The organism is Neobacillus drentensis (assembly GCF_036965645.1).
Classification (GTDB): Bacteria; Bacillota; Bacilli; order Bacillales; family Cytobacillaceae; genus Neobacillus; species Neobacillus drentensis_D.
This window is the reverse complement of sequence record NZ_JBALPZ010000118.1, coordinates 1-20,839: the sequence shown is the minus strand read 5'-3', so window position 1 is coordinate 20,839 and position 20,839 is coordinate 1. Positions and strand designations below refer to the sequence as shown.

Below are 20,839 nucleotides of genomic sequence, written 5' to 3'. Positions count from 1 at the left end.
CGCTCCAATCAACAGTGTCTCAAAATCAACAGTAACCTTTAACACAGCCTTTTATTTAAGACCTTGGAATAGATTAATATTCCTGTCAGTTGTGCTGAGATACTAGCAATTAATAAAGCTGTTATTTACTTTATTACACTTAAAAACTTCACTAAATAGTAAGAATTTAGGTCAAGCTGACAAACCTCTGTTTGATAGAATGAACTAGTATAAGAATATTAGGAAAGGGGTGAATCAGTAGATGAAACGAATAACAACTTTCTTCTTCCTTTTCATTCTATTAGCAATCGTAGCAGCCGGATGCAGTTCTAAGCTTGATGACCAAAGTTGGAAACTTGATAAAAATCATACGCCACTACCTGATTTTGTGGTAAATTCCTCTGAAAAAGTTCAAGAAACATATATAATGGCATCAACATATCCAGAAGCCGTTGCTCAAGTACCATGTTATTGTGGTTGTGTGGCAGAGGGCCATAAGAGCAATCTAGATTGCTTCGTTAAGAGTGTTGGTGAAAACAATGCTGTACAAGAGTGGGATTCACATGGTATATCATGTGATACTTGTATCGATATTGCCAGGGACACAATAGATATGCATCTAAACGGTAAGAGTCCTGAGAAAATTTATAAGTTAATTACAGAAAAATACAAAGATCTTGGGGAACCAACCCCAACACCTGAGCCAAAGTAGGGGTAACCCATGAAAAAAATACTCATCGGATTTTACATATTGGTTATTATTGGCATTATTGCTTGTATAAGTAATAGTAAGATATTTTTGAAAAACAACTCACCGGCGATTGCAGCGGGTCAAAAGGTTTACAATAAAAATTGTGTAGTTTGTCATGGTGACACCGGTAAAGGGGAAGGTGAAAAAGCTGGAACCGCTTTAAACAATCAAAATTTTTTGAACTCTGTTCCTGATAAGAATCTGTACAACTATATCAAATATGGACGTGAAGGAACAGGTATGCCAGACTATGGACCTAGATTCTCAGAGGAAGAGTTAAAAAACCTTGTAGCCTTTATCCGAAATTGGCAAACCAAGAATATTGATTTTGATGTACCAAAAGAGATTTCTGGGAATCCTGTTAATGGGGAAAAACTATACAATCTATATTGTCAAAATTGTCATATGGAAGCTGGAGCGGGAATGTTACGAATGGGAACCGCCCTTTCCCATCCACAATTTTTAAAATATACAACTGATAAGCAAATATGGATTAGTACAGCATATGGCCGTGAGGAGACAAGAATGGGTCCTTCTTTAAAAGGTCTAGACGGTGTACGTCAATTAAAGAAACAGGATATTTCAGATATTGTCACTTATATTCGATCCTTGGGAGAAGTGAAATAGTTCATATATTACAGTAAAAAACCTGTGTCCAATTATGGATGCAGGTTTTTTTTACTATTATATTTAAGGCGGTATCCGACAAAATACTTGAAAAATCGGGGTTGTTATTTAAATGTGAACATTTTGTGGTGGTTTTTTGTCAAAAAGTCAAACGTTTCCACCCTTTAACAAAATGTTCAATAGTGATTCAACTTTAAAGGCTATCAAACAATTATATTTATTTTTAAGAGGACTATAGTGAAAATTGAGTGAAAATTTAGATGTTCTTGTGAAGAAATTCCTAAGCCAAGGAGGATTAAGATGCTTAAGAAAAAATGGTTTGCAATGTTTATCATTGCATCATTCCTAACCACCTATATTAGTTCAAAAGCTAGTGCTGAAACCGAATATCAAGCTGAAATGTTTCCATTTAAGGAAATGCAAGTGCAAGTTATGCCGGAGTTTGATTACCCAGAAGATTGGGGATCAAGGGATGTACCATCATTATTAGTAGGTGAGTATGGAACTATTACGAACAAGAGTGGGCAAGACTACGATGGGAAAATTGAAATACCTGTTCCTGCTATGGATAAGGGATTTAAGGCTTCTCTAGTGGCTGAGTTTCCAGAAGAAAATAAACCTGAAGTTCAACGTCCTTATGATGTTAATAAGGAAAAAGGAACCATAACATGGAAGCCGGCAAAGGCAATCAAGAAAAATGAAACCTATCAATTTGTAATTGAATATTACACCAAAACGATAGATGTGAAGGAACAAAAGAGTTTTACATACCAGTTAATGAATAATGCAGAAATTGCCCAATTGGATGTCATCTTTTACTCACCGATGGACGCTAAAAATATAATTGTAGAACCAAAAACAGCAAATAACACTACAAGTGAATATGGTGAAGAACTTTACTACTATCAATACAAAAATGTGAAAGCGAAAGAAAATCCTAAGTACACTTTTTCATACAAAAGGACTGGAACTGAATCCACTATGGAGGCAATTAACAAACAACAGGCATCAAGTGGAAATAAAACTAGTGATAGTACAGCAACGGACCAAGTAAAAAAAGGGACAACCACTACTAGCCAACCACTTATTGGGGTGGGAGGAGCATCCATAATTGGCATTGCATTAATCATTGCTGGTCTCTTTGTTTACTTAGGTTTAAAAGGAAACATTTTAGCAAGTAGGCGTACTAGAAAAACTGGGAAGAAACCTAAACAACAATTATCAAAAAAGCAAATAGGAAAAAGAGATTTTAACAAGTCTGCAAATGATGAAGAAAAAAAAGAACTAAGGAAAAAACTTTTAACAGGAAAAATAGATCAAGAAATGTATGAAGAAGAAATGAAAAAATTAATTTAATGGGGTGAGCGGAGTGAAAAAAAATACGCTTGTTATGTTAGGCGGCTTTATCATTGCGGGTGCAATTGTATTCTTATTAATGGCTGCGACTCCAGGGTCTAGCGGTGTTGAATTGACAATGAAAGAACTTTTAGCCACTCAAGAACAGCATAAAGATGATTTTGTAACAGTCGAGGGATTGCTAATTGAAAAAACGATTAAATGGGATCCGGACAAAATTCAATTGAAATTTGACGTCAAGGATAATCATGGCAATATCATGCATGTTATTTATCATGGAACAAAGCCAGATAATTTCTCAGAAGGTGTTATTACCATCCTTCAGGGCGCCCCTACCAAAAAAAATACCTTTGCAGCTGAATCGGTTAAAACAAGATGTCCATCTAAATACGAAGGAAAAGACATGAAAAACTATGATCCTGAAAAACACAAACAACTATTAGATCAACCAGCGAAAGAAAAATAACAGTCAACGTAAGAAGGTGACGAAATGTATTTATTTGCAAACGCAACAATTTATATAGGTTTAGCTGTTTCAATCTATTCACTCCTTATCATGACACTGGGAATTAGTACGAAGAATCAAAAACTCGTCAACAGCGGAAAGAGCGGGATGATTGCACTGTTTGTTTGTGCTGCTATGGCGATGATCTCTATGTTCTACTTATTAGGTAAATCTCAATTTAAATATGAATACGTTACAGATTATACAAGCAGTGAACTTCCAATTATTTATAAACTTACGGCCTTATGGGCTGGTAATGCTGGATCATTGTTATTATGGACCTTTTTCTTAACTCTTTATATGGTTATGATTGCGTACTCAAGAAAGATGAAAGGAAACCCTATGGTTCCTTACGTCTCAGCGATTCTAATGGCCAATGCTGTTTTCTTCTTCTTTGTATTAGGTTTTGTTGCAAAACCATTTGTTTTGTTGGATACGGTACCGACAGAAGGTAAGGGTCTAAATCCAATGCTGCAAAACCCAGGGATGATTATTCATCCAGTTACACTTTATCTTGGTTATGTTGGTCTTGCCATTCCATTTGCTTTCGCGATGGCAGCACTTATCTTGAAAAATGTAGATGATTTCTGGATTAAAATGACAAGACGTTGGACAATCATTGCTTGGTTATTCTTGAGTCTTGGAAATATTTTTGGCGGCCAATGGGCATATGTTGAACTGGGCTGGGGGGGATATTGGGCATGGGATGCGGTCGAAAATGCATCATTTATGCCATGGCTGACAGCCACAGCATTCCTGCATTCTGTTATGATTCAAGAACGGAAAAATATGTTAAAAATATGGAATATAAGCTTAATTATCGTTTCCTATGCTTTAACCTTATTTGGCACTTTCCTCGTACGCAGTGGCGTACTTACATCTGTGCATGCATTTGCAAACTCAAATCTTGGATTATATTTCTTAATTTTTATGGGTGTAGCTGTAATTCTAGCATTATATGTTTTAATGAGCCGTTACAACTTACTAAAACGGAGTGCAGGCGAATTTAATTCAATTGTTTCAAAAGAAAGCAGCTTCTTAGTAAACAATTTATTATTAGTAGGTGCAGCATTTGCTACGTTCTGGGGAACTGTTTTCCCGCTCGTTTCTGAAGCTGTACGCGGTACGAAAGTTACCGTAGGGATGCCTTTCTTTAACAAAGTAGAAGCTCCCATTTTACTATCGATGATGTTTGTTATGGCTGTCTGTCCTCTATTAGCATGGCAAAAATCTACTGTTAAAAATCTTAGAAAAAACTTTTTAATTCCAGCAATTCTTGCGGTTGCAGGTATGGCTTTAATGGTTGTGCTGGGCATTCAAAAGGCGTGGGCAGTCATTGGGTACGGAGTTATCATTCTATTGTTAATTACACACTTCTTAGAGTTTTATAGAGGGGTAAAAGCTAGAAGAAAGATGACTAAAGAATCACCATTAATCGCTTTATATCGTTTAATGATTCGAAACCGCCGCCGTTATGGAGGATACATTGTCCACCTTGGCATAGCATTTATTACAATGGGAATCATCGGTTCACAAAACTATGATGTTGAAACGATGAAAACAATTGCACTGGGAAAGTCGATTGAGATTAGAGATTACCGTATCAATTATGAACGCCTTGATCAAAAGAAAGAAGGAATTAACGATATTGTTTATGCAGACGTTACTGTTTTTCGAAATGGTAAAAAATTAGGTACTTTCCAGCCGGAAAAAGTGTTTTACGGTAACTGGGAGCAGCCGTCATCTGAAGTTGCCATTATTTCATCTGTAAAGGAAGACTTATATATCGTATTAAGTGCTTGGGAAGATGATGGGAAAGCCACCTTTGTCGTCAAAGTGAATCCAATGATGGATTGGTTATGGGCAGGCTCCTTTATGATCGTAATTGGTGCACTGTTTGCAATATGGAACGGAAAATATGGGAATGTAACTCCGAGATACACAGGAGTACGCAAAGAGGTGTCTTAAAATGAGAAATAAACTATGTCTTGGGCTCCTTTTAATTGCGATTATTTTTCAAGGTTCATTCATTCGAGCAGAAGCAAAGGAAATTGATTATAAATCAGCGGAGTTTAAAGCTGTTGCTCAGCAATTTGCTTGTACTTGCGGGTGTGGTCAGGACCACTATGAATGTGATCCTAATACATGTAGTCTTACGACCGAGTTTAAAAAAGATTTAGTTGGGATGATGAATAAAGGCTGGGATAAGGATAAAATTCGTCGATATTATGTCAATATTTATGGTGAAGAAATCTTAACATCCCCTGAGAAAAGCGGTTTTAGTTTAACAGCATGGGTTCTTCCGTTTGTGGTATTAGGATTAGCTGCAGTAGCCGTATTCTTCATTATTCGTAAGTGGGTGAAGAGAAAAGGTAACGAGGCCGTAATGTCGGATTACGAAAGCACTGTGGACGAAGTAGAAGGAGAAATCCTTTCCTCTATGATCGATGAAGAGCGCAAAAAGTATCTTTAGGATGTGAACATAATGCATGATATCTCAATTATTTCAATGATTTTTACCGCAGCTTTAGGATTAATTTGTCTGCTGCTAATAATAGCGCCATTTTTTAAGTGGGATACATTTATACAATTTAGTTCAAAGGACCAAGACATAGGCGGGACAAAAGAGGCTCTTTTAACGACGCTTAATGAAATAGAATTTGAATACAAAATGGATAAAATTTCACACGCTGATTACAAAAATTTAAAAAGACAATACGAAACAGAAATCGCTAATATAATGAAAGACGAAGAAAAGGTTGTAGACCAAAGTGTCGATCAAGACTTAATGGCTGAAGTAGAAAAAGAAATTGAAGCACAGATGAAAATCTACGCAAAGAAAAAGGGGGAAGGAAAGTGATCAAGAAAATCACGATTTTCCTCCTAGGACTGATACTTCTCATTCCTTTCCTTGGTTTAGCAGCATCAGAATCGAAGGTATCTATTGATATGCACTATCTTGTAGTGAGCCCGGCAGAAGATGGTTCAACCAATATGATGAATATGGTTAACTATACAAATAATTCATCAGAGGCATACAAAGGTGATGGTAAGAGTAAAGCTGTATTAAAGGTTACGCTGCCCGTTAGTGCGAAGGATCTTAATTTTTTGGATAGTAAAATCGCCTTTAAACAAGTAGAAAAGGGGTTTATTACCACCACCCCTGTCCCTGGAAATCAAACGATGGTGCTTCCATATAGCTACAGGATACCGAAAGGAAAAGAAATTAAGTTAACCATGGATTACCCTGTTGGAATTCTACAAATTCTGGTACCGGAAGGTATGGGTAGTGTTGAAGTAACCGGTGCAGAAGCTACTAGCCAAGGATTATTCAAGTTTGATGACCAAAACTACTTTGGATATAGCATTGAAGACTTGAAGGAAAATCAGACATTTACACTAGTTTACAAGAAGGATGTACAACCTCCGGCAGATGAAACCAAACAATCTACCACACCTACAGATACAGGAAGCACTAGTGGTGTAACTCATACTGCACCGGCATTTCACAACCCTGGTCATCTTAGAATGTGGGCGCAATCGCCTTTACACAGTTTCAATCCGCATATCTTTTTAATTATCATAGGAGCGATCCTTATTGCGGGGATTTCTTATTTTATTTACTTTAAGAGAAAAGCCAGATTGGAAGAAGAAAGATTAGGGGCAGATAAGGAAGAAAAGGCATTCCAGCAGTTAATGGCAAAACAAAGGGCAATCATGGATAAAATTATTGAACTAGAAGAAACCTTTGGTGATGGAAAGCTTGCAGAAGATGAATACCAAGCAAAGTTAACAGCTTACAAGCAGCATTTAGTACAAGTTAAGTTGAATTTGCGTAGTTTTATTGAGTAAGCTTGGGATGGGAGGGAATCTTTGTGATAGAAATAAAAAAGCTGACGAAGCAAGCGGATAATAAGCTGATCTTGCGCGGCGTAGACCTCTCGATAAAAAAAGGGGAAACAGTGGCTATATTAGGACCAAATGGTGCGGGGAAGAGTACGCTTCTTAAGGTATTAGCTACCTTAATAAAGCCCACATCCGGTCAAGTTTTGGTGAATGGATTAGAACTTCGAAAAAACCAAATAAAGATTAAAAATTTATTGGGTTATTTACCCCATTCCAGCTTACTTTACGAGCATTACTCACCGTTCGAGAACCTTGTTTTCTTTGGAAATATATACGGTGTCAAAGATGTTGAACAAAAAGCTAGAAAGCTTATAAAAGGTGTAGACTTATCCTTCTTTTTAAATGAGCCAGTTAAGAATTTTTCTCGTGGAATGATTCAAAGAGTTGCGATTGCAAGGGCTATTATTCATGATCCTGAAATACTCCTTTTAGACGAACCGCATACTGGATTGGATCAGGGGGCTATATCCATATTAAACAACGTCATTCTAGCCATGAAGAAAAAAGGTACAACAACATTAATGGTCACTCATGATTTTAAACAAGCAGCAGAAATTTGTGATCGGGTACTTATCGTAAAAAATGGGAGAATTGTTGATGACTTTGCAATAGAAAATTGCAATCTCGGGTTTGTGACGGAAAAATATGAATTTCAAGTGGAGGGGGTATCATGAACCTATTTCGAACGGCCCTCTTACTAGCAAAAAAAGACTTATATTCAGAACTAAAAACAAAACAAATTCTAACTACACAAATTATTTTCGCAGGACTGGTAATCGTGGTATTTAGCTTTGCCTTTGACCCTGCAAACAACACAACAAAGGCGGTTATTCCAGGGGTCATCTGGGTAATTATCGTATTTGCCGGAATTCTTGGGCTGAATCGTTCATTTATTTCAGAGCAGAGAAATGATACCGTGCAAGGTTTATTAGTAGCTCCGATGCAAGCGGCCAGCATTTATTTAGGTAAATTCCTGGCGAATTTCTCCATGATGCTAGTTGTTGAATTAGTTTCAATTCCCTTTTTGTTTTTACTTTTTGATTTTAAATTTCTCGGCAGTTTTAACTATTTTATCCTTGTTATCTTTCTTGGAAGCTTTGGATTTATTGCCATTGGTACTTTTTTAGCAGCTCTTGCAGCAAATTCAAAAAGTAGTGAAATGCTGCTGCCATTATTGCTCTTTCCAATCACAACGCCCATCTTAATTGGTGTTGTGCAAGCAACAAAGATCATTCTCACGAATATGGAGAAAATATCAAGTGCTATAGCTTGGATTCAACTTGTTACAGCATACGATGTGATTTTCTTTGTAGTTTGTTTCATTTTAATAGATTATGTGCTGGAGGTTTAAGTGATGAGTATGAATCTCGAACGAGAGAAAGCTGTGCTTCCCGGAGTTGATTTGGCCAAAACGAAGGCAAACAATATATCTAGTATTTTGTTTGGTGGATCAGTTTTATCTATGTTAATTGCCCTCTATTTTATATTTATATATGCTGCGGAAGAAAAAACAATGGGCGCCGCACAAAAAATCTTTTATTTTCATGTGAGCTCAGCCTGGCTGGCATTTATGGCCTTTTTCGTTACATTTATATTTAGTATTTTATTTTTGATTAAGCGAAAACGAATTTTTGATACTTATGCCTATATATCTGCAGAGATAGGTATTGTTTTTACTATCATTGTGCTAACGACAGGTCCGATTTGGGCAAAATCATCATGGAATACTTGGTGGGTTTGGGAACCACGGTTAATCACCACGTTAATCCTATTTTTTATCTACATTGCCTACATAATGATTCGTCAGATGGATGGTGTTTGGGATAAAAAAGCAAGACTTGCAGCTGTATTTGGAATTATCGGATTTGCTGATGTTCCCATTGTATTTTTTGCTATTCGCTGGTGGCAGACAAAATTTCATCCTATCGTTTTTGGCAGTGGGCCTTCACAGCAAGGTGGAGGAATTGAAGGAACAATGCTGACAGCATTATTCGTATCTCTTGCAGCATTTACGATTCTCTATTCTTACCTTCTTCATAAGGGTGTTACCTTTGAAAATATGAAAATAAAAGTTGAACGTTATAAAGAAAAATTAAGAGCAGACATGGAAAAATAGGAGGAATGAATCATGGGTTATGAATATATGTACGGTGCTTATTCCGTTGCTTGGGTGGTTATTTTTGCTTACATGTTAATTCAAGGAAAAAGACACACAAAGCTTAAAAAGGAAATTGAGTTTTTAAAGGAACTTGATAAGTAATTAATAAGGGCCTCAGGTAAGATACCCTGGCCCTTTGTAAAGCTAACGAGTGTCAGGGGGAAACACGATGAACCAGCGAGTCATTAAAATACTCGTACTAACTCTTATTGTTGGTATGTTTGGTTTTTTTGGGTACAGTCTAGTCACAAAAGGGAAAAGCACGGATGTTGGTGATAAGGCTTATAACTTCGAACTTCCAAAATATGAAGGGGGAACTGCTAAACTCTCTGATTATAAAGGAAAAGTGGTTATCATCAATTATTTTGCGAGCTGGTGTGAACCTTGTAAGGAGGAATTCCCAGAGCTGGCAGCATTTCAAAAAGAATATGGAGACCAATATTCATTTCTGATGATTAACCGAGGTGAAACCATCGATCGGATTAAAAAGTCAACCAAAAATAATCAAGAGGGAATGAACTATTTATTTGATTATAATGCCAAGGCTTCAAAATTGTATAATGTAACAGGACAGCCTGAAACCTTTGTCATTGACAAACAAGGAATTATCAGAGAGCACTTTAATGGCCCTGTCACGGAGATGCAATTATATAACTGGGCAAAGAAATACGATTAATAATTTGGACTTAAAAAAGGATTGAGACCTACATGGTTCAATCCTTTTTTTGTTGCCTTTTATGCGGTGGTATGATAGTGGAATTCTGCTGATATTACGGCCTTAACTTTTAGCTGCCCAGGCTCAAGGTGAGTCGAACTAAACCCTTTTGCTAAGCTTTCAACCGGAAAATGAATGGGCTGCACGCTAGAACTGCTTTCAACTACCGTATTAGGTGTTGGATTTAAAGTAACATGCAGTGTTGCCGCAATCGTTTTCGCTTTTTCACTGGCATTGTTAAGAGCCAGAGCTAAGGCTTGCAAATAATAACTTTCTTCATTTTTGAGGCTGAATTGGACATTAGAAACACTGTTCACCCCATTTTGAACCGCGCTGTCCACTATTTTTCCTACTAAAGATAGATCATCAATTTTCACCTTTATAGTATGAATAACTTTATAACCGCGAAAAATTTGTTTTCCTTGTTCATAATCATACTCAGTGTCAATTCGAAAATCAGTTGTTTGAATCGAATTTTGAGGAACTCCCAGTGCCTTAAGCGCATTAATCACTTTTGTCATCTCAACAGAATTTTGCTGCTGAGCAGGTATAAGCTCCTTCATTTCAGTTATTACCCCTAAGTTCACCGATGCAGAATCGGGTGATAAGAGCAGTTCCCCCTCCCCAATCACCTTTATTAACTGACCTTTTGGATGTAGTCCATTACGAGTTGGTACATGATAAGGATACAAATATTAACCCTCCCTACATTCTAATGGATTTGACTTTAAAAATTGTCCTCTTCCAGCACCCCGTGACATATGGACTTCACTAAACGGGTGCTAACGCTTTTCTATATAAATTATGGCTGTCCTCGAATTATGTTCCAAGTACCTCACAAGTCTAGTAAATGCAGTATTTTGTTCTATTAATAGAAACCAAAAAATAGAATGAAATTAACTTACATTCATTCATGTCTATTTGTGTCCAAGCAGGCATACATTTTAAATAATGAGATATGAAAATGAAGGAGGATGCATACGTGGAAACAGTTCTCACCTTTTTACCTAAAAACCTTGCCAGTTTAATCAGCCAAATCCCTCCTAATCAAAAAGAAGAAGTAGAGGAAATTCGCATTCGGATTAATCGCCCGATCGAAATCACTTTAAAGGGTGCTCCAAGGTTTTTATCGTATATTATTCAGCCCGAGGATGCTTTAAATCTTCTAAATAAAATAAGTCAATTCTCCATTTATACATTGGAAGAAGAGCTTAAACGCGGTTATATTACCATATCCGGTGGGCATCGTATTGGCTTGGCTGGAAAGGTCATTCTCGAGGAGGGAAAGGTTAAGGCGATAAGGGATATCTCTTCGTTTAATATTAGAATTGCCAGAGAAAAAGTCGGAATAGCAGAGACAATCATTCCTTATATTTTTCAAGAAGATTGGATGCATACCATGATTGTTGGACCGCCGCAAACAGGAAAAACAACATTGCTAAGGGATATTGCGAGAATTATTTCATCAGGGAATCATACAAAAGGGATTAAGGCAAATAAAGTGGGGATTGTTGATGAACGAAGTGAGATTGCCGGATGCGTTAATGGAGTACCACAGTTAACCTTTGGCCATCGTCTCGATGTCTTAGACGCATGTCCGAAAGCTGAGGGAATGATGATGATGATCCGTTCGATGAGTCCGGATGTGTTAATTGTTGATGAGATCGGCCGCCGAGAAGATGCAGAGGCGATTCAAGAGGCAGTCCATGCAGGAATAAAACTGATAATGACCACACATGGTTCAAACATAGAAGAAATTAAAAAACGTCCGTCCTTAAAGGAGATCATCGACCAAAAGATATTTGAACGATTTGTCATTTTGAGCAGGGAATCAGGGCCAGGAACGATTACCCGCATACTTGATGCCGATGGTAAGGAACAGCCTCAAAAAGTGAGAGTGACATAAAATGATTAAATTGATTGGTGCCATCATCATTATTGTTGCGACCACTTGGACAGGGTTTGAAGCTGCCCGTAATTTTAGTGACCGCCCTAAGCAATTAAGGGCATTACGGTCCGCACTGCAATCACTGGAGGCTGAAATTATGTACAGTCATACACCCTTACATGAGGCTGCAAGGAGATTAGCCGCCCAGCTTACTAATCCGCTTTCAAAGTTCTTTGAAACCTTTGCGAATAGATTAACCAAAACAGAAACAACCGTGAAAGATGCATGGGAAACTAGTTTAAAAGAGATTTGGAAGTTAACTGCTTTAAAACAGGGAGAATACGAAATCATGAAGCAATTTGGGGAAACATTAGGCCGTCATGATCGAATTTCCCAGCAAAAGCATATTTTACTTACACTTTCCCATCTTGAAAGAGAAGAAGCGGATGCCATCGACCGGCAGTCCAAATATGAAAAAATGCTCAAGAGTTTGGGATTCTTATCCGGATTGTTACTGATTATTTTATTATTTTAGGGGGAAAAGCAATGGGTTTAGAAGTGGATATTATTTTTAAAATTGCTGGGGTAGGGATCGTTGTTGCTTTTTTGCATACTGTCTTGGATCAGGTCGGCAAAAAAGAATACGCCCAATGGGTAACATTATTTGGGTTTATCTATATTTTGTTCCAGGTAGCCACGATTGTGGATGACCTATTCCAAAAAATAAAATCAGTTTTCTTGTTTCAATAGAAGGGGGGGCTCAGCCATTGAAATCATTAAAATAGTCGGTGTAGCCCTTATCGCCACATTTCTTGCTTTGATAATAAAAGAGCAAAAACCTAACTTTGCTTTTCTCTTAGTTGTTTTTGTAGGCTGTGTCATTTTTCTTTTTTTAGTCGATAAAATTTTTGAGATCATTCATATGCTTGAAAAGCTGGCTGTAAACGCAAAAGTAAATATGGTCTATGTAGAGACGATCCTTAAAATTATCGGAATAGCTTATATTGCAGAATTCGCCACCCAAATTACAAAGGATGCAGGTCAAGGTGCAATTGCCTCCAAGATAGAATTAGCTGGAAAAATTATCATATTAGCCATGTCCATCCCAATATTAACAGTATTAATTGAAACAATCATAAAACTTATTCCTAGTTGAGAACAGCTCCTAAAAGAGGTGTAATTATGAAGCAAAAGCTGCAGTTTATTCCTATTATGATTCTCTTATTCTTGTTTTTTTATATTCCAAGTGTACAAGCTGCTGAAGAAACTAAGGACACTCAAGCCTCACTCTCGGCCCAGGATTTAGTAGATCAACAGTTAGAGTCGTTGGACATAAGTGAGCTTCAAAAATATTGGGAGGATATTACCACTAAATATGGCGGCTTCCTACCGGAGAGTCAAAAGGGCAGTCTCTATGATTTTGTTAAAGGAGACAAACAATTTTCCTTTAAACAATGGGGACAAGGCATACTTAAATTCGCCTTTCATGAGTTTGTGGCAAATGGTAAATTGTTGGGTTCTTTAATTCTGTTAACCGTTTTTAGTATGTTTCTTCAATCCATGCAAAATGCCTTTGAGAAAAGCACGATTAGTAAAGTGGCCTATTCAATTATTTATATGGTCCTAGTTATTCTAGCCTTAAATAGTTTCCATATTGCTATCAATTACACCAATGAAGCTATTGGGACCATGATCTCCTTTGTCTTAGCGCTAGTTCCTCTGCTGCTCGCATTAATTGCTGCCACTGGAGGAGTGGTTTCTGCAGCCTTTTTTCACCCAGTTATTTTATTCTTAATGAATTCGAGCGGATTAATTATGCAATATATTATTCTTCCTCTTCTCTTTTTAGCTACATTGCTGAGTATTGTCAGTACAATGTCTGAACAATACAAAGTGTCGCAGTTAGCAGCTTTGCTGAGAAATTGGAGCATCGGGTTAATGGGCCTTTTCTTAACCGTGTTTCTTGGCGTTATTTCGGTACAGGGAGCATCAGCGGCGGTTACAGATGGAGTAGCTATCCGAACGGCAAAATTTGTTACAGGAAATTTTATTCCTGTGATTGGAAGAATGTTTACAGATGCAACGGATACTGTTGTTGGTGCGTCTGTGTTGTTAAAAAATACGGTTGGTATAGCAGGTGTCGCGATTTTGTTAATCATCGTGGCATTTCCAGCATTAAAAATATTAATGATTTCTTTCATTTATAAATTTGCGGCAGCCATCCTACAGCCATTAGGGGGCGGACCCGTTATAAAATGTCTTGATATTATCAGTAAAAGTGTTATCTACGTATTTGCAGCTCTCGGAATAGTCTCGCTTATGTTTTTTTTAAGTATTACGGTCATCGTTGCGGCAGGAAATTTAACCATGATGGTTAGATAAGGGGGGGAAGTCATGGATTTCTTGAAGGAATGGGTAACCAATATTATCCTTTTTATCCTGTTAGCTACTGTCATCGATATGCTTCTGCCAAACTCTAGTATGCAGAAATATACCAAGATGGTTACCGGGCTGCTTTTGATAGCGATCATTCTGACTCCTGTCTTGAAGCTAATCTCCAAAGATTTTGAAACGACCATGAGTTCCATCCCTTCATATCAAGCCCCGGGAGAAAAAAATATGAAAAATTCAATAGATTTGAAGAAAAAAGAAATACAAGCCTCCCAACATGCATATATTTTAGAAGAAATGGCTGTCCAGCTAAAAAAGGATGTTAAGGAGGAGTTGATGAATCAATACGGATTGGAGATTGAAAAAATTGACCTAGCTGTAAATGAAGAAAGTGACAAAGCATTCCCAGAAAACCTCCAAAAGGTTACGGTTCTTCTTAAACAACCAGACAACGGCGTGAAGACAGTCGAAGCAATTAAACAAATCGAAATAAATACCGAAAAACCTCTTCCATCTGAAGGAACAACAGTAGAAACAGAGAAAATTGCTTCATTTCTGTCACAGAAATGGAATGTAACAGAGGAAACAGTAAAAGTTTCGATTGAAGGGGGGATTAAAAAGAATAATGGATAATAATCAAGGACCATTGTCATGGCTCAAAAAGTTGTTTAAACCGGAAAAAAACGGTGAAAAGAAGCCTGGGAAATACCAGTATATGCTGCTGGTCCTCTGTATTGGAGCTGCCTTTATGCTTGTGGGAAATATTGTATTTAAGGGTAATTCGACAACTCAAGCAGAGCCTGCAGCAACAAATCAGAAAGCAGCATCTGAAGATGTTCCCGCTTTCGGCTTGAAGAAATCATCTGAAAATAAGGCAATTGCCGATTACGAGGAAAAGTATGAAAATCAAATGAAGAAAGCTTTAGAGGCCATGCTGGGTGTTGATGATGTCACAGTGGTAGTGACAATTGATTCGACCGACAAAAAAATACTTCAAAAAAATACAGTGACAAAATCGCAAACCACCGATGAAACAGATCGTGAAGGCGGCCAGCGTAAGGTAGTGGATTCATCGACAGATGAACAACTAGTTATTCTTCGAAATGGAGATAAAGAGGTTCCTATTGTTGTAGAAACAAAAAAGCCGGATATTCGCGGGGTACTAGTGGTTGCCAAGGGCGCGGATAATATTGAAGTTAAAAAATGGATTAAGGAAGCAGTTACGAGGGCATTAGGAGTACCTAGCCACCGAGTGGCCGTCATGCCTAAAAAATAAAGGGGGAAAAGAATATGCTTTTGAAAAAACAAACAGTATGGTTATTAACAATGTTAAGTTTAGTCGTGGTCTTATCGGTTTATTACATTACATCTCCAGAGCAAAAAAGCAATGATTTAGCAGCTATTCAACAAAAGGCGACAGATCAAAATCAAGGTAAAACAACAACTGAAACAAAGGATAACAGCGGAAAAACTGTCGTATCCAGCGTAGCCGGTGATGTAGCATTTGAGGAACTCCGCATGAAGCTTGAAGACTTACGCAGTGAAAAACAAGAAGAATTAACAAGTCAATTAGCCTCCACTGATCTTACTCCTGATGAAAAGAGTAAGGTAAAAGATCAAATGGATAAATTAAATCAAGTAGCTCAAAGTGAAGAATTACTTGAAACATTTATTAAAACAATGGGTTATGAAGATGTTCTTGTGAGAGCAGATGGTCCAAAAGTAATCGTTACAGTAAAGGCCAAGAAAAAGCCATCTGTTTCCGATGCTAATAAGATTATGCTCGAAGTGAAAAAAGAGATTGATGAAACAAACTATGTAGCAGTCGAATATCAGCCAGCAAAATAAATAACCTAAAAAGGAGAGTCTTCGGCTTTCCTTTTTTTATGGTTAAATCCACCATGAATAGGTAAAAATCATCATTTGTAAAGATGTAAATGATAAAAATTTCTTTTTTTTAGCAAAAAAGATTAATATATAGAGGGAGGGATTTTGAAAATGTCAGTGTCCTTTCAATTAAGAGGATTGAACTTTTACTAGCTATTATCGTATAGTATTAGTAGTTAGTCCTAATTAAAGTTGTACAAGGAGTGTTACTCAATGTTAAAAGTACAAGAAATTCGTGAATTGATTAAACTAGTTGATCAATCTAGTATCGATGAATTTGTATATGAAATGGATGGTTCAAAAATCCAAATGAAGAAAAATAGTCAAACGACCATTGTTTCTCAACCAGCTATAGTACCACAGGCTGCTAACGCAGCAGTTCAAACTGTTCCAGCGGCACAGCCAGCACCAGCTGCTCAAGTCCAAGAAACAGCGCCAGAACCAGTGAAAGCAGCAGGAAAGGAACCAGCAGCAGCGCAAGCAGATTTACACAAAATCACTTCGCCAATGGTTGGAACCTTCTATTCTTCACCAACTCCAGATGCTGACAATTATGTGAAAGCAGGAGACCGGGTATCAAAGGATTCAATCGTTTGTATTGTTGAAGCGATGAAATTATTTAATGAAATTGAGGCAGAAGTAGACGGAGAAATTGTTGAAATACTTGTTAAAAATGGCCAATTGGTTGAATATGGACAGCCGCTATTTCTAGTCAAGCCAGAATAAGGAGCGATAACAGGATGATAAAGAAACTGTTAATTGCAAATAGAGGAGAAATTGCCGTCAGGATTATTCGTGCCTGCCGGGAAATGGGGATTGAATCGGTTGCCGTTTTCTCAGAGGCCGACCGTGAAGCCCTGCATGTTCAACTCGCAGATGAAGCCTATTGCATAGGACCAACCGCATCAAAAGACAGTTATTTAAACGTTACAAATATTATTAGTGTTGCAAGATTGACATCATGTGATGCCATTCACCCAGGGTATGGATTCCTTGCTGAAAATGCAGACTTTGCAGAGCTCTGTCGAGAATGTAATATCACCTTTGTTGGACCAAGTCCTGAAGCAATTACAAAAATGGGAACGAAGGACATTGCCAGGGAAACAATGCGTGAAGCAGGGGTACCAATTGTTCCGGGTTCTACAGGGATTATTAATGATATTGATGAAGCACTAGAGCTTGTTAAGCAAATCGATTACCCTGTTATCATTAAGGCAACAGCAGGCGGGGGCGGAAAAGGGATCCGTGTCGCTAAAAATGAGCAGGAATTAGTAAAAGGAATCAATATCACTCAGCAGGAAGCGTTGACGGCTTTCGGGAATTCTGGTGTGTACATAGAAAAATATATTGAGGATTTCCGTCACGTTGAAATACAAGTACTAGGTGATAAACATGGAAATACGATTCACTTAGGTGAAAGAGACTGTTCTATCCAGCGCAGGCTTCAAAAGCTGTTGGAAGAATCGCCATCACCTGCTTTAGATGGTGAAATTCGTGAAGAAATGGGAACTGCAGCGGTAAAAGCGGCAAAAGCAGTTGATTATTCAGGTGCCGGCACGGTAGAATTTATATATGACTACCGCAATCGCAAGTTTTATTTTATGGAAATGAACACAAGAATTCAGGTTGAGCATCCTGTGACAGAAATGGTAACTGGAACTGACCTGATTAAAGAACAAATCCGCGTTGCAAACGGAGAAAAACTAACCCTTAAACAGCAGGATGTTACCTTTACAGGCTGGGCGATTGAGTGCAGAATTAATGCAGAAAACCCAGAGAAGAACTTCCTTCCATCAGCAGGGAAAATTAAGATGTATTTACCACCAGGCGGGTTAGGAGTTCGTATTGATTCAGCGGCTTATCCGGGATATACCATTCCGCCGTACTACGATTCCATGATTGCGAAGGTCATCGCATATGGCAGCACCAGAGAAGAAGCAATTTCAAGAATGAAGCGTGCTCTAAGTGAGTTTGTTGTGGAAGGTATCCATACTACAATCCCGTTCCATTTAAAATTGTTAGAGCATGAGAAATTTGTGGAAGGCAATTTTAATACTAAATTTCTTGAATTGCATGATGTGATGAAGTCTGTCTAATATCTGGAGGTGTTTTAAATGAGCGAATTTAGTGTCTTGGAAATGGATCAAGGAAACAATGGACATGGTAAAATTGAAATTGCCCCTGAGGTAATTGAAGTGATTGCTGGAATTGCAGCATCAGAGGTGGAGGGTGTCTCCGGGATGCGCGGTAATTTTGCAGCGGGTGTTGTTGAGCGGCTTGGGAAAAAGAATCACGGCAAAGGTGTTAAGGTAGAACTAACCGAAACCGGAATTAAAGTAGATGTATATTGCTTAATGAAGTTCGGTACATCTATTCCAACAGTTGCAGGAAAGGTTCAGGATAATATTCGCCAAGCTTTGTTAAATATGACTGCCCTAGATGCAGAGGAAGTAAACATTCACGTTGTGGGAATTGTATTTGAAACCCAAAAGAACGAATTGGAAATTGATGCTGAACTATAATTTAAGGGGAACCAAAGGGATTAGATCCTTTGGTTCTTCTATTTTTACTTGAGTTTATGATACATATTTTGACGAAAAATAGTCCGAATCCACATTTTAGCTGGCTGCTCCTTTATAAAATAATAAGACATACCGTGCGATTCCATTTTAGTTATGCTATTATCTTTTTATGTGCAAGCTAGTTTCAGGTGATAAGGTCAGTTCATGAACGAAATTAATTAAAAATAAGGTAATAAATGCTAAAGGAGTTAACGGTAGAATGAAAAGAAGAACAGCTAGGGAAAAGGCGTTACAGGCACTTTTTCAAATTGATGTTAGTAACACCGAACCAACAATAGCAATTGAACATGTTTTGGAAGGCGAGCCGGTTGATGACTATCTACAAAAATTGGTTCTAGGTGTAGTCGAACATAAGACTGACATAGATAGCCTTATTATCGCTAACCTCGAAAAGTGGTCCTTAGACCGTTTGGCTACGGTAGATAGGAATTTATTAAGAATGGCTGCTTTTGAATTAAAGTTTAGTCAGGAAATTCCGGGCAATGTTATATTAGATGAAGCTATAGAAATTGCAAAAATATATGGTGATGACCAATCAAGTAAGTTTATTAATGGTGTTTTATCTAAAATAAAAGGAACACTTCATAACAATTAATAGATTATTTTCTAGGACTGGGGAGGAATAATGATGACAGCTCAGATTATTAACGGTAAAGAAATAGCTGCAAAAAAAAGGTTACAAATTGCTGAAGAGGTTGTGAAACTTAAAAATCTTGGTGTAACTCCGGGTTTAGCGGTCATTCTAGTTGGAAACAATCATGCATCAAGGACTTATGTGACTAATAAAGAAAAGGCTTGTCAAGAACTAGGTATGAACTCATTGCTAGTTGAAATGCAGGAAGAAGTCTCGGAAGAGGAATTATTAGCTAAAATTTCCGAATTAAATGAAACGCCCGATATACATGGAATATTAGTACAGCTGCCGCTCCCTAAGCATATTGATGAGAAGAAAGTAATTGAGTCCATTTCTCCGTTAAAGGATGTAGACGGCTTCCACCCAATCAATATCGGCAGAATGATGACTGGGCAGAATGCCTTTTTGCCTTGTACACCTTATGGAATTATGGTATTGCTGGAAGAAACGGGCATTTCTATTCCAGGAAAACATGTAGTTGTTGTGGGAAGAAGTAATATTGTTGGTAAGCCGGTAGGTCAGTTATTCCTCAATCAAGATGCGACAGTTACCTACTGTCATTCTAAAACAAAGGATTTGCCGTTCCATACAAATCAAGCTGATATCCTTATTGCTGCAGTTGGAATTCCAAACTTTATAAAGGCTGAACATGTAAAGCAGGATGCTGTTATTATTGATGTTGGGATCAACCGTAATGAAGCAGGAAAACTTTGTGGTGATGTTGCGTTTGATGAGGTTGCAGAAAAGGCAGGTTATATTACCCCTGTTCCAAAAGGTGTCGGTCCTATGACCATTACTATGCTAATGTACAATACCGTAAAGTCTGCTGCTGAAAGTCTTGCTCGAAATTAAGTAATAGATGTCCTTATCTTACACATTTAGATCCGTTTTGTTTTTTACAGACAAAAAAACCTGCTAAATGTATAATAGATAAGGACAGTTTTATTCTTTCGTCAAAAGGAGCTGCACATGCAGGAACAAAGATATTTATCTGTGAATGCTTTAACCAAATACATAAAACGAAAATTTGATGCGGATCCACATTTAAGAGAAGTGCTTGTGAGAGGCGAAATTTCAAATTTTAAACAGCATTCAAGCGGACATATGTATTTTACTTTAAAGGATGAGAAAGCCCGAATTCTAGCAGTGATGTTCGCTGGACAATCCCGATTCATGAAATTTTCACCGGAAAACGGTATGAAGGTGATTGTTAAGGGTGAAGTCAGTGTATATGAACCGAGCGGTCAGTATCAAATTTATATTAGAGAAATGCAGCCTGATGGCATTGGAGAATTATTTTTAGCCTATGAACAACTTAAACAAAGATTAGAGGCTGAAGGGTTATTTGCTCCTGAAACAAAAAAAAATATTCCTCTCTATCCAAGAACAGTTGGTGTGATTACATCTCCAACAGGAGCCGCCATACGAGATGTAATTACCACAATTAAAAGACGTTATCC

The 20,839-nt window shown here is 37.6% G+C and carries 28 protein-coding genes; 27 read left to right on the top strand and 1 reads right to left on the bottom strand.

The genetic code is table 11. The features are described from left to right. The first annotated feature begins 241 nt into the window (after nt 1-241). The 13 genes from V7266_RS20605 to V7266_RS20545 all read left to right on the top strand — a co-directional run bounded on the left by V7266_RS20605 (nt 242) and on the right by V7266_RS20545 (nt 9,958). Entirely contained in the window at nt 242-691 is a 450-nt protein-coding gene (locus V7266_RS20605; RefSeq protein ID WP_335470488.1) for a PCYCGC motif-containing (lipo)protein, read from the top strand. A 9-nt stretch (nt 692-700) separates the two neighbouring features. Continuing rightward, nucleotides 701-1,357 (top strand): c-type cytochrome, encoded by a 657-nt coding sequence (locus V7266_RS20600; protein WP_335470487.1) that lies wholly within the window; start codon nt 701-703, stop codon nt 1,355-1,357. A gap of 300 nt (nt 1,358-1,657) precedes the next feature. Further along, nucleotides 1,658-2,713, top strand: a complete 1,056-nt coding sequence (locus tag V7266_RS20595; protein ID WP_335470485.1) for a hypothetical protein — start codon at nt 1,658-1,660, stop codon at nt 2,711-2,713. A 13-nt stretch (nt 2,714-2,726) separates the two neighbouring features. Continuing rightward, nucleotides 2,727-3,179, top strand: coding sequence for a cytochrome c maturation protein CcmE (locus V7266_RS20590; protein ID WP_335470484.1), 453 nt, complete (start codon nt 2,727-2,729; stop codon nt 3,177-3,179). 24 nt (nt 3,180-3,203) lie between these two features. Beyond that, nucleotides 3,204-5,186, top strand: a complete 1,983-nt coding sequence (locus V7266_RS20585) for a heme lyase CcmF/NrfE family subunit (RefSeq protein WP_335470483.1) — start codon at nt 3,204-3,206, stop codon at nt 5,184-5,186. A 1-nt stretch (nt 5,187) separates the two neighbouring features. Continuing rightward, nucleotides 5,188-5,691: a cytochrome c-type biogenesis protein gene (locus V7266_RS20580; RefSeq protein ID WP_335470482.1), complete on the top strand. Its 504-nt coding sequence runs from the start codon at nt 5,188-5,190 to the stop codon at nt 5,689-5,691. A gap of 12 nt (nt 5,692-5,703) precedes the next feature. Further along, nucleotides 5,704-6,078 (top strand): hypothetical protein, encoded by a 375-nt coding sequence (locus V7266_RS20575; RefSeq protein WP_335470481.1) that lies wholly within the window; start codon nt 5,704-5,706, stop codon nt 6,076-6,078. Further along, the gene (locus V7266_RS20570; protein ID WP_335470480.1) at nt 6,075-7,070 is read left to right on the top strand and encodes a hypothetical protein; all 996 of its coding nucleotides are present in this window, start codon (nt 6,075-6,077) and stop codon (nt 7,068-7,070) included. The genes V7266_RS20575 and V7266_RS20570 overlap by 4 nt, the downstream gene beginning before the upstream one ends. 23 nt (nt 7,071-7,093) lie before the next feature. Continuing rightward, complete coding sequence (locus V7266_RS20565) at nt 7,094-7,798, top strand: ABC transporter ATP-binding protein (protein ID WP_335470479.1); 705 nt, start codon at nt 7,094-7,096, stop codon at nt 7,796-7,798. Next, the gene (locus V7266_RS20560) at nt 7,795-8,475 is read left to right on the top strand and encodes a heme exporter protein CcmB (RefSeq protein WP_335470478.1); all 681 of its coding nucleotides are present in this window, start codon (nt 7,795-7,797) and stop codon (nt 8,473-8,475) included. The genes V7266_RS20565 and V7266_RS20560 overlap by 4 nt, the downstream gene beginning before the upstream one ends. A gap of 3 nt (nt 8,476-8,478) precedes the next feature. Next, nucleotides 8,479-9,240 (top strand): cytochrome c biogenesis protein, encoded by a 762-nt coding sequence (locus V7266_RS20555; protein ID WP_335470477.1) that lies wholly within the window; start codon nt 8,479-8,481, stop codon nt 9,238-9,240. 12 nt (nt 9,241-9,252) lie between these two features. Further along, nucleotides 9,253-9,384, top strand: coding sequence for a CcmD family protein (locus V7266_RS20550; protein ID WP_335470476.1), 132 nt, complete (start codon nt 9,253-9,255; stop codon nt 9,382-9,384). Nucleotides 9,385-9,451: 67 nt separating this feature from the next. Beyond that, nucleotides 9,452-9,958, top strand: coding sequence for a TlpA family protein disulfide reductase (locus V7266_RS20545; protein WP_335470474.1), 507 nt, complete (start codon nt 9,452-9,454; stop codon nt 9,956-9,958). Nucleotides 9,959-10,017: 59 nt separating this feature from the next. On the opposite strand, the gene V7266_RS20540 is transcribed toward V7266_RS20545, so the two are convergent. After that, nucleotides 10,018-10,689, bottom strand: a complete 672-nt coding sequence (locus V7266_RS20540; RefSeq protein WP_335470473.1) for an SIMPL domain-containing protein — start codon at nt 10,687-10,689, stop codon at nt 10,018-10,020. Between the two features lie 290 nt (nt 10,690-10,979). On the opposite strand from V7266_RS20540, the gene spoIIIAA reads away from it, so the two are divergent. The 14 genes from spoIIIAA to xseA form a co-directional block, all read left to right on the top strand. Further along, entirely contained in the window at nt 10,980-11,903 is a 924-nt protein-coding gene (gene spoIIIAA, locus V7266_RS20535; protein WP_335470472.1) for a stage III sporulation protein AA, read from the top strand. 1 nt (nt 11,904) lies between these two features. Next, the gene (spoIIIAB, locus tag V7266_RS20530) at nt 11,905-12,420 is read left to right on the top strand and encodes a stage III sporulation protein SpoIIIAB (RefSeq protein ID WP_335470471.1); all 516 of its coding nucleotides are present in this window, start codon (nt 11,905-11,907) and stop codon (nt 12,418-12,420) included. Between the two features lie 11 nt (nt 12,421-12,431). Further along, nucleotides 12,432-12,635, top strand: coding sequence for a stage III sporulation protein AC (spoIIIAC, locus tag V7266_RS20525; RefSeq protein WP_026572556.1), 204 nt, complete (start codon nt 12,432-12,434; stop codon nt 12,633-12,635). A gap of 16 nt (nt 12,636-12,651) precedes the next feature. Then, nucleotides 12,652-13,041, top strand: a complete 390-nt coding sequence (gene spoIIIAD, locus V7266_RS20520) for a stage III sporulation protein AD (protein WP_098530063.1) — start codon at nt 12,652-12,654, stop codon at nt 13,039-13,041. A gap of 26 nt (nt 13,042-13,067) precedes the next feature. Further along, on the top strand, nt 13,068-14,267 hold the full coding sequence (gene spoIIIAE / locus V7266_RS20515; RefSeq protein WP_335470469.1) for a stage III sporulation protein AE: 1,200 nt from the start codon (nt 13,068-13,070) through the stop codon (nt 14,265-14,267). A gap of 12 nt (nt 14,268-14,279) precedes the next feature. Continuing rightward, entirely contained in the window at nt 14,280-14,909 is a 630-nt protein-coding gene (gene spoIIIAF / locus V7266_RS20510; RefSeq protein ID WP_335470467.1) for a stage III sporulation protein AF, read from the top strand. Beyond that, entirely contained in the window at nt 14,902-15,552 is a 651-nt protein-coding gene (spoIIIAG, locus tag V7266_RS20505; protein WP_335470466.1) for a stage III sporulation protein AG, read from the top strand. Before spoIIIAF ends, spoIIIAG begins: the two co-directional genes overlap by 8 nt. 14 nt (nt 15,553-15,566) lie before the next feature. After that, complete coding sequence (locus V7266_RS20500; RefSeq protein WP_335470465.1) at nt 15,567-16,124, top strand: SpoIIIAH-like family protein; 558 nt, start codon at nt 15,567-15,569, stop codon at nt 16,122-16,124. Between the two features lie 252 nt (nt 16,125-16,376). Beyond that, complete coding sequence (gene accB, locus V7266_RS20495; RefSeq protein ID WP_335470464.1) at nt 16,377-16,889, top strand: acetyl-CoA carboxylase biotin carboxyl carrier protein; 513 nt, start codon at nt 16,377-16,379, stop codon at nt 16,887-16,889. 14 nt (nt 16,890-16,903) lie between these two features. After that, a complete protein-coding gene (accC, locus tag V7266_RS20490; protein ID WP_335470462.1) occupies nt 16,904-18,259 on the top strand; it encodes an acetyl-CoA carboxylase biotin carboxylase subunit in 1,356 nt (451 codons plus the stop codon). Between the two features lie 18 nt (nt 18,260-18,277). Beyond that, entirely contained in the window at nt 18,278-18,685 is a 408-nt protein-coding gene (locus tag V7266_RS20485; RefSeq protein WP_335470461.1) for an Asp23/Gls24 family envelope stress response protein, read from the top strand. A gap of 259 nt (nt 18,686-18,944) precedes the next feature. After that, nucleotides 18,945-19,340: a transcription antitermination factor NusB gene (gene nusB / locus V7266_RS20480; protein WP_335470459.1), complete on the top strand. Its 396-nt coding sequence runs from the start codon at nt 18,945-18,947 to the stop codon at nt 19,338-19,340. 33 nt (nt 19,341-19,373) lie between these two features. Further along, complete coding sequence (folD, locus tag V7266_RS20475; RefSeq protein WP_335470458.1) at nt 19,374-20,231, top strand: bifunctional methylenetetrahydrofolate dehydrogenase/methenyltetrahydrofolate cyclohydrolase FolD; 858 nt, start codon at nt 19,374-19,376, stop codon at nt 20,229-20,231. A 117-nt stretch (nt 20,232-20,348) separates the two neighbouring features. After that, a partial coding sequence (gene xseA, locus V7266_RS20470) for an exodeoxyribonuclease VII large subunit (protein WP_335470456.1) occupies nt 20,349-20,839 on the top strand: 491 nt, incomplete at its 3' end.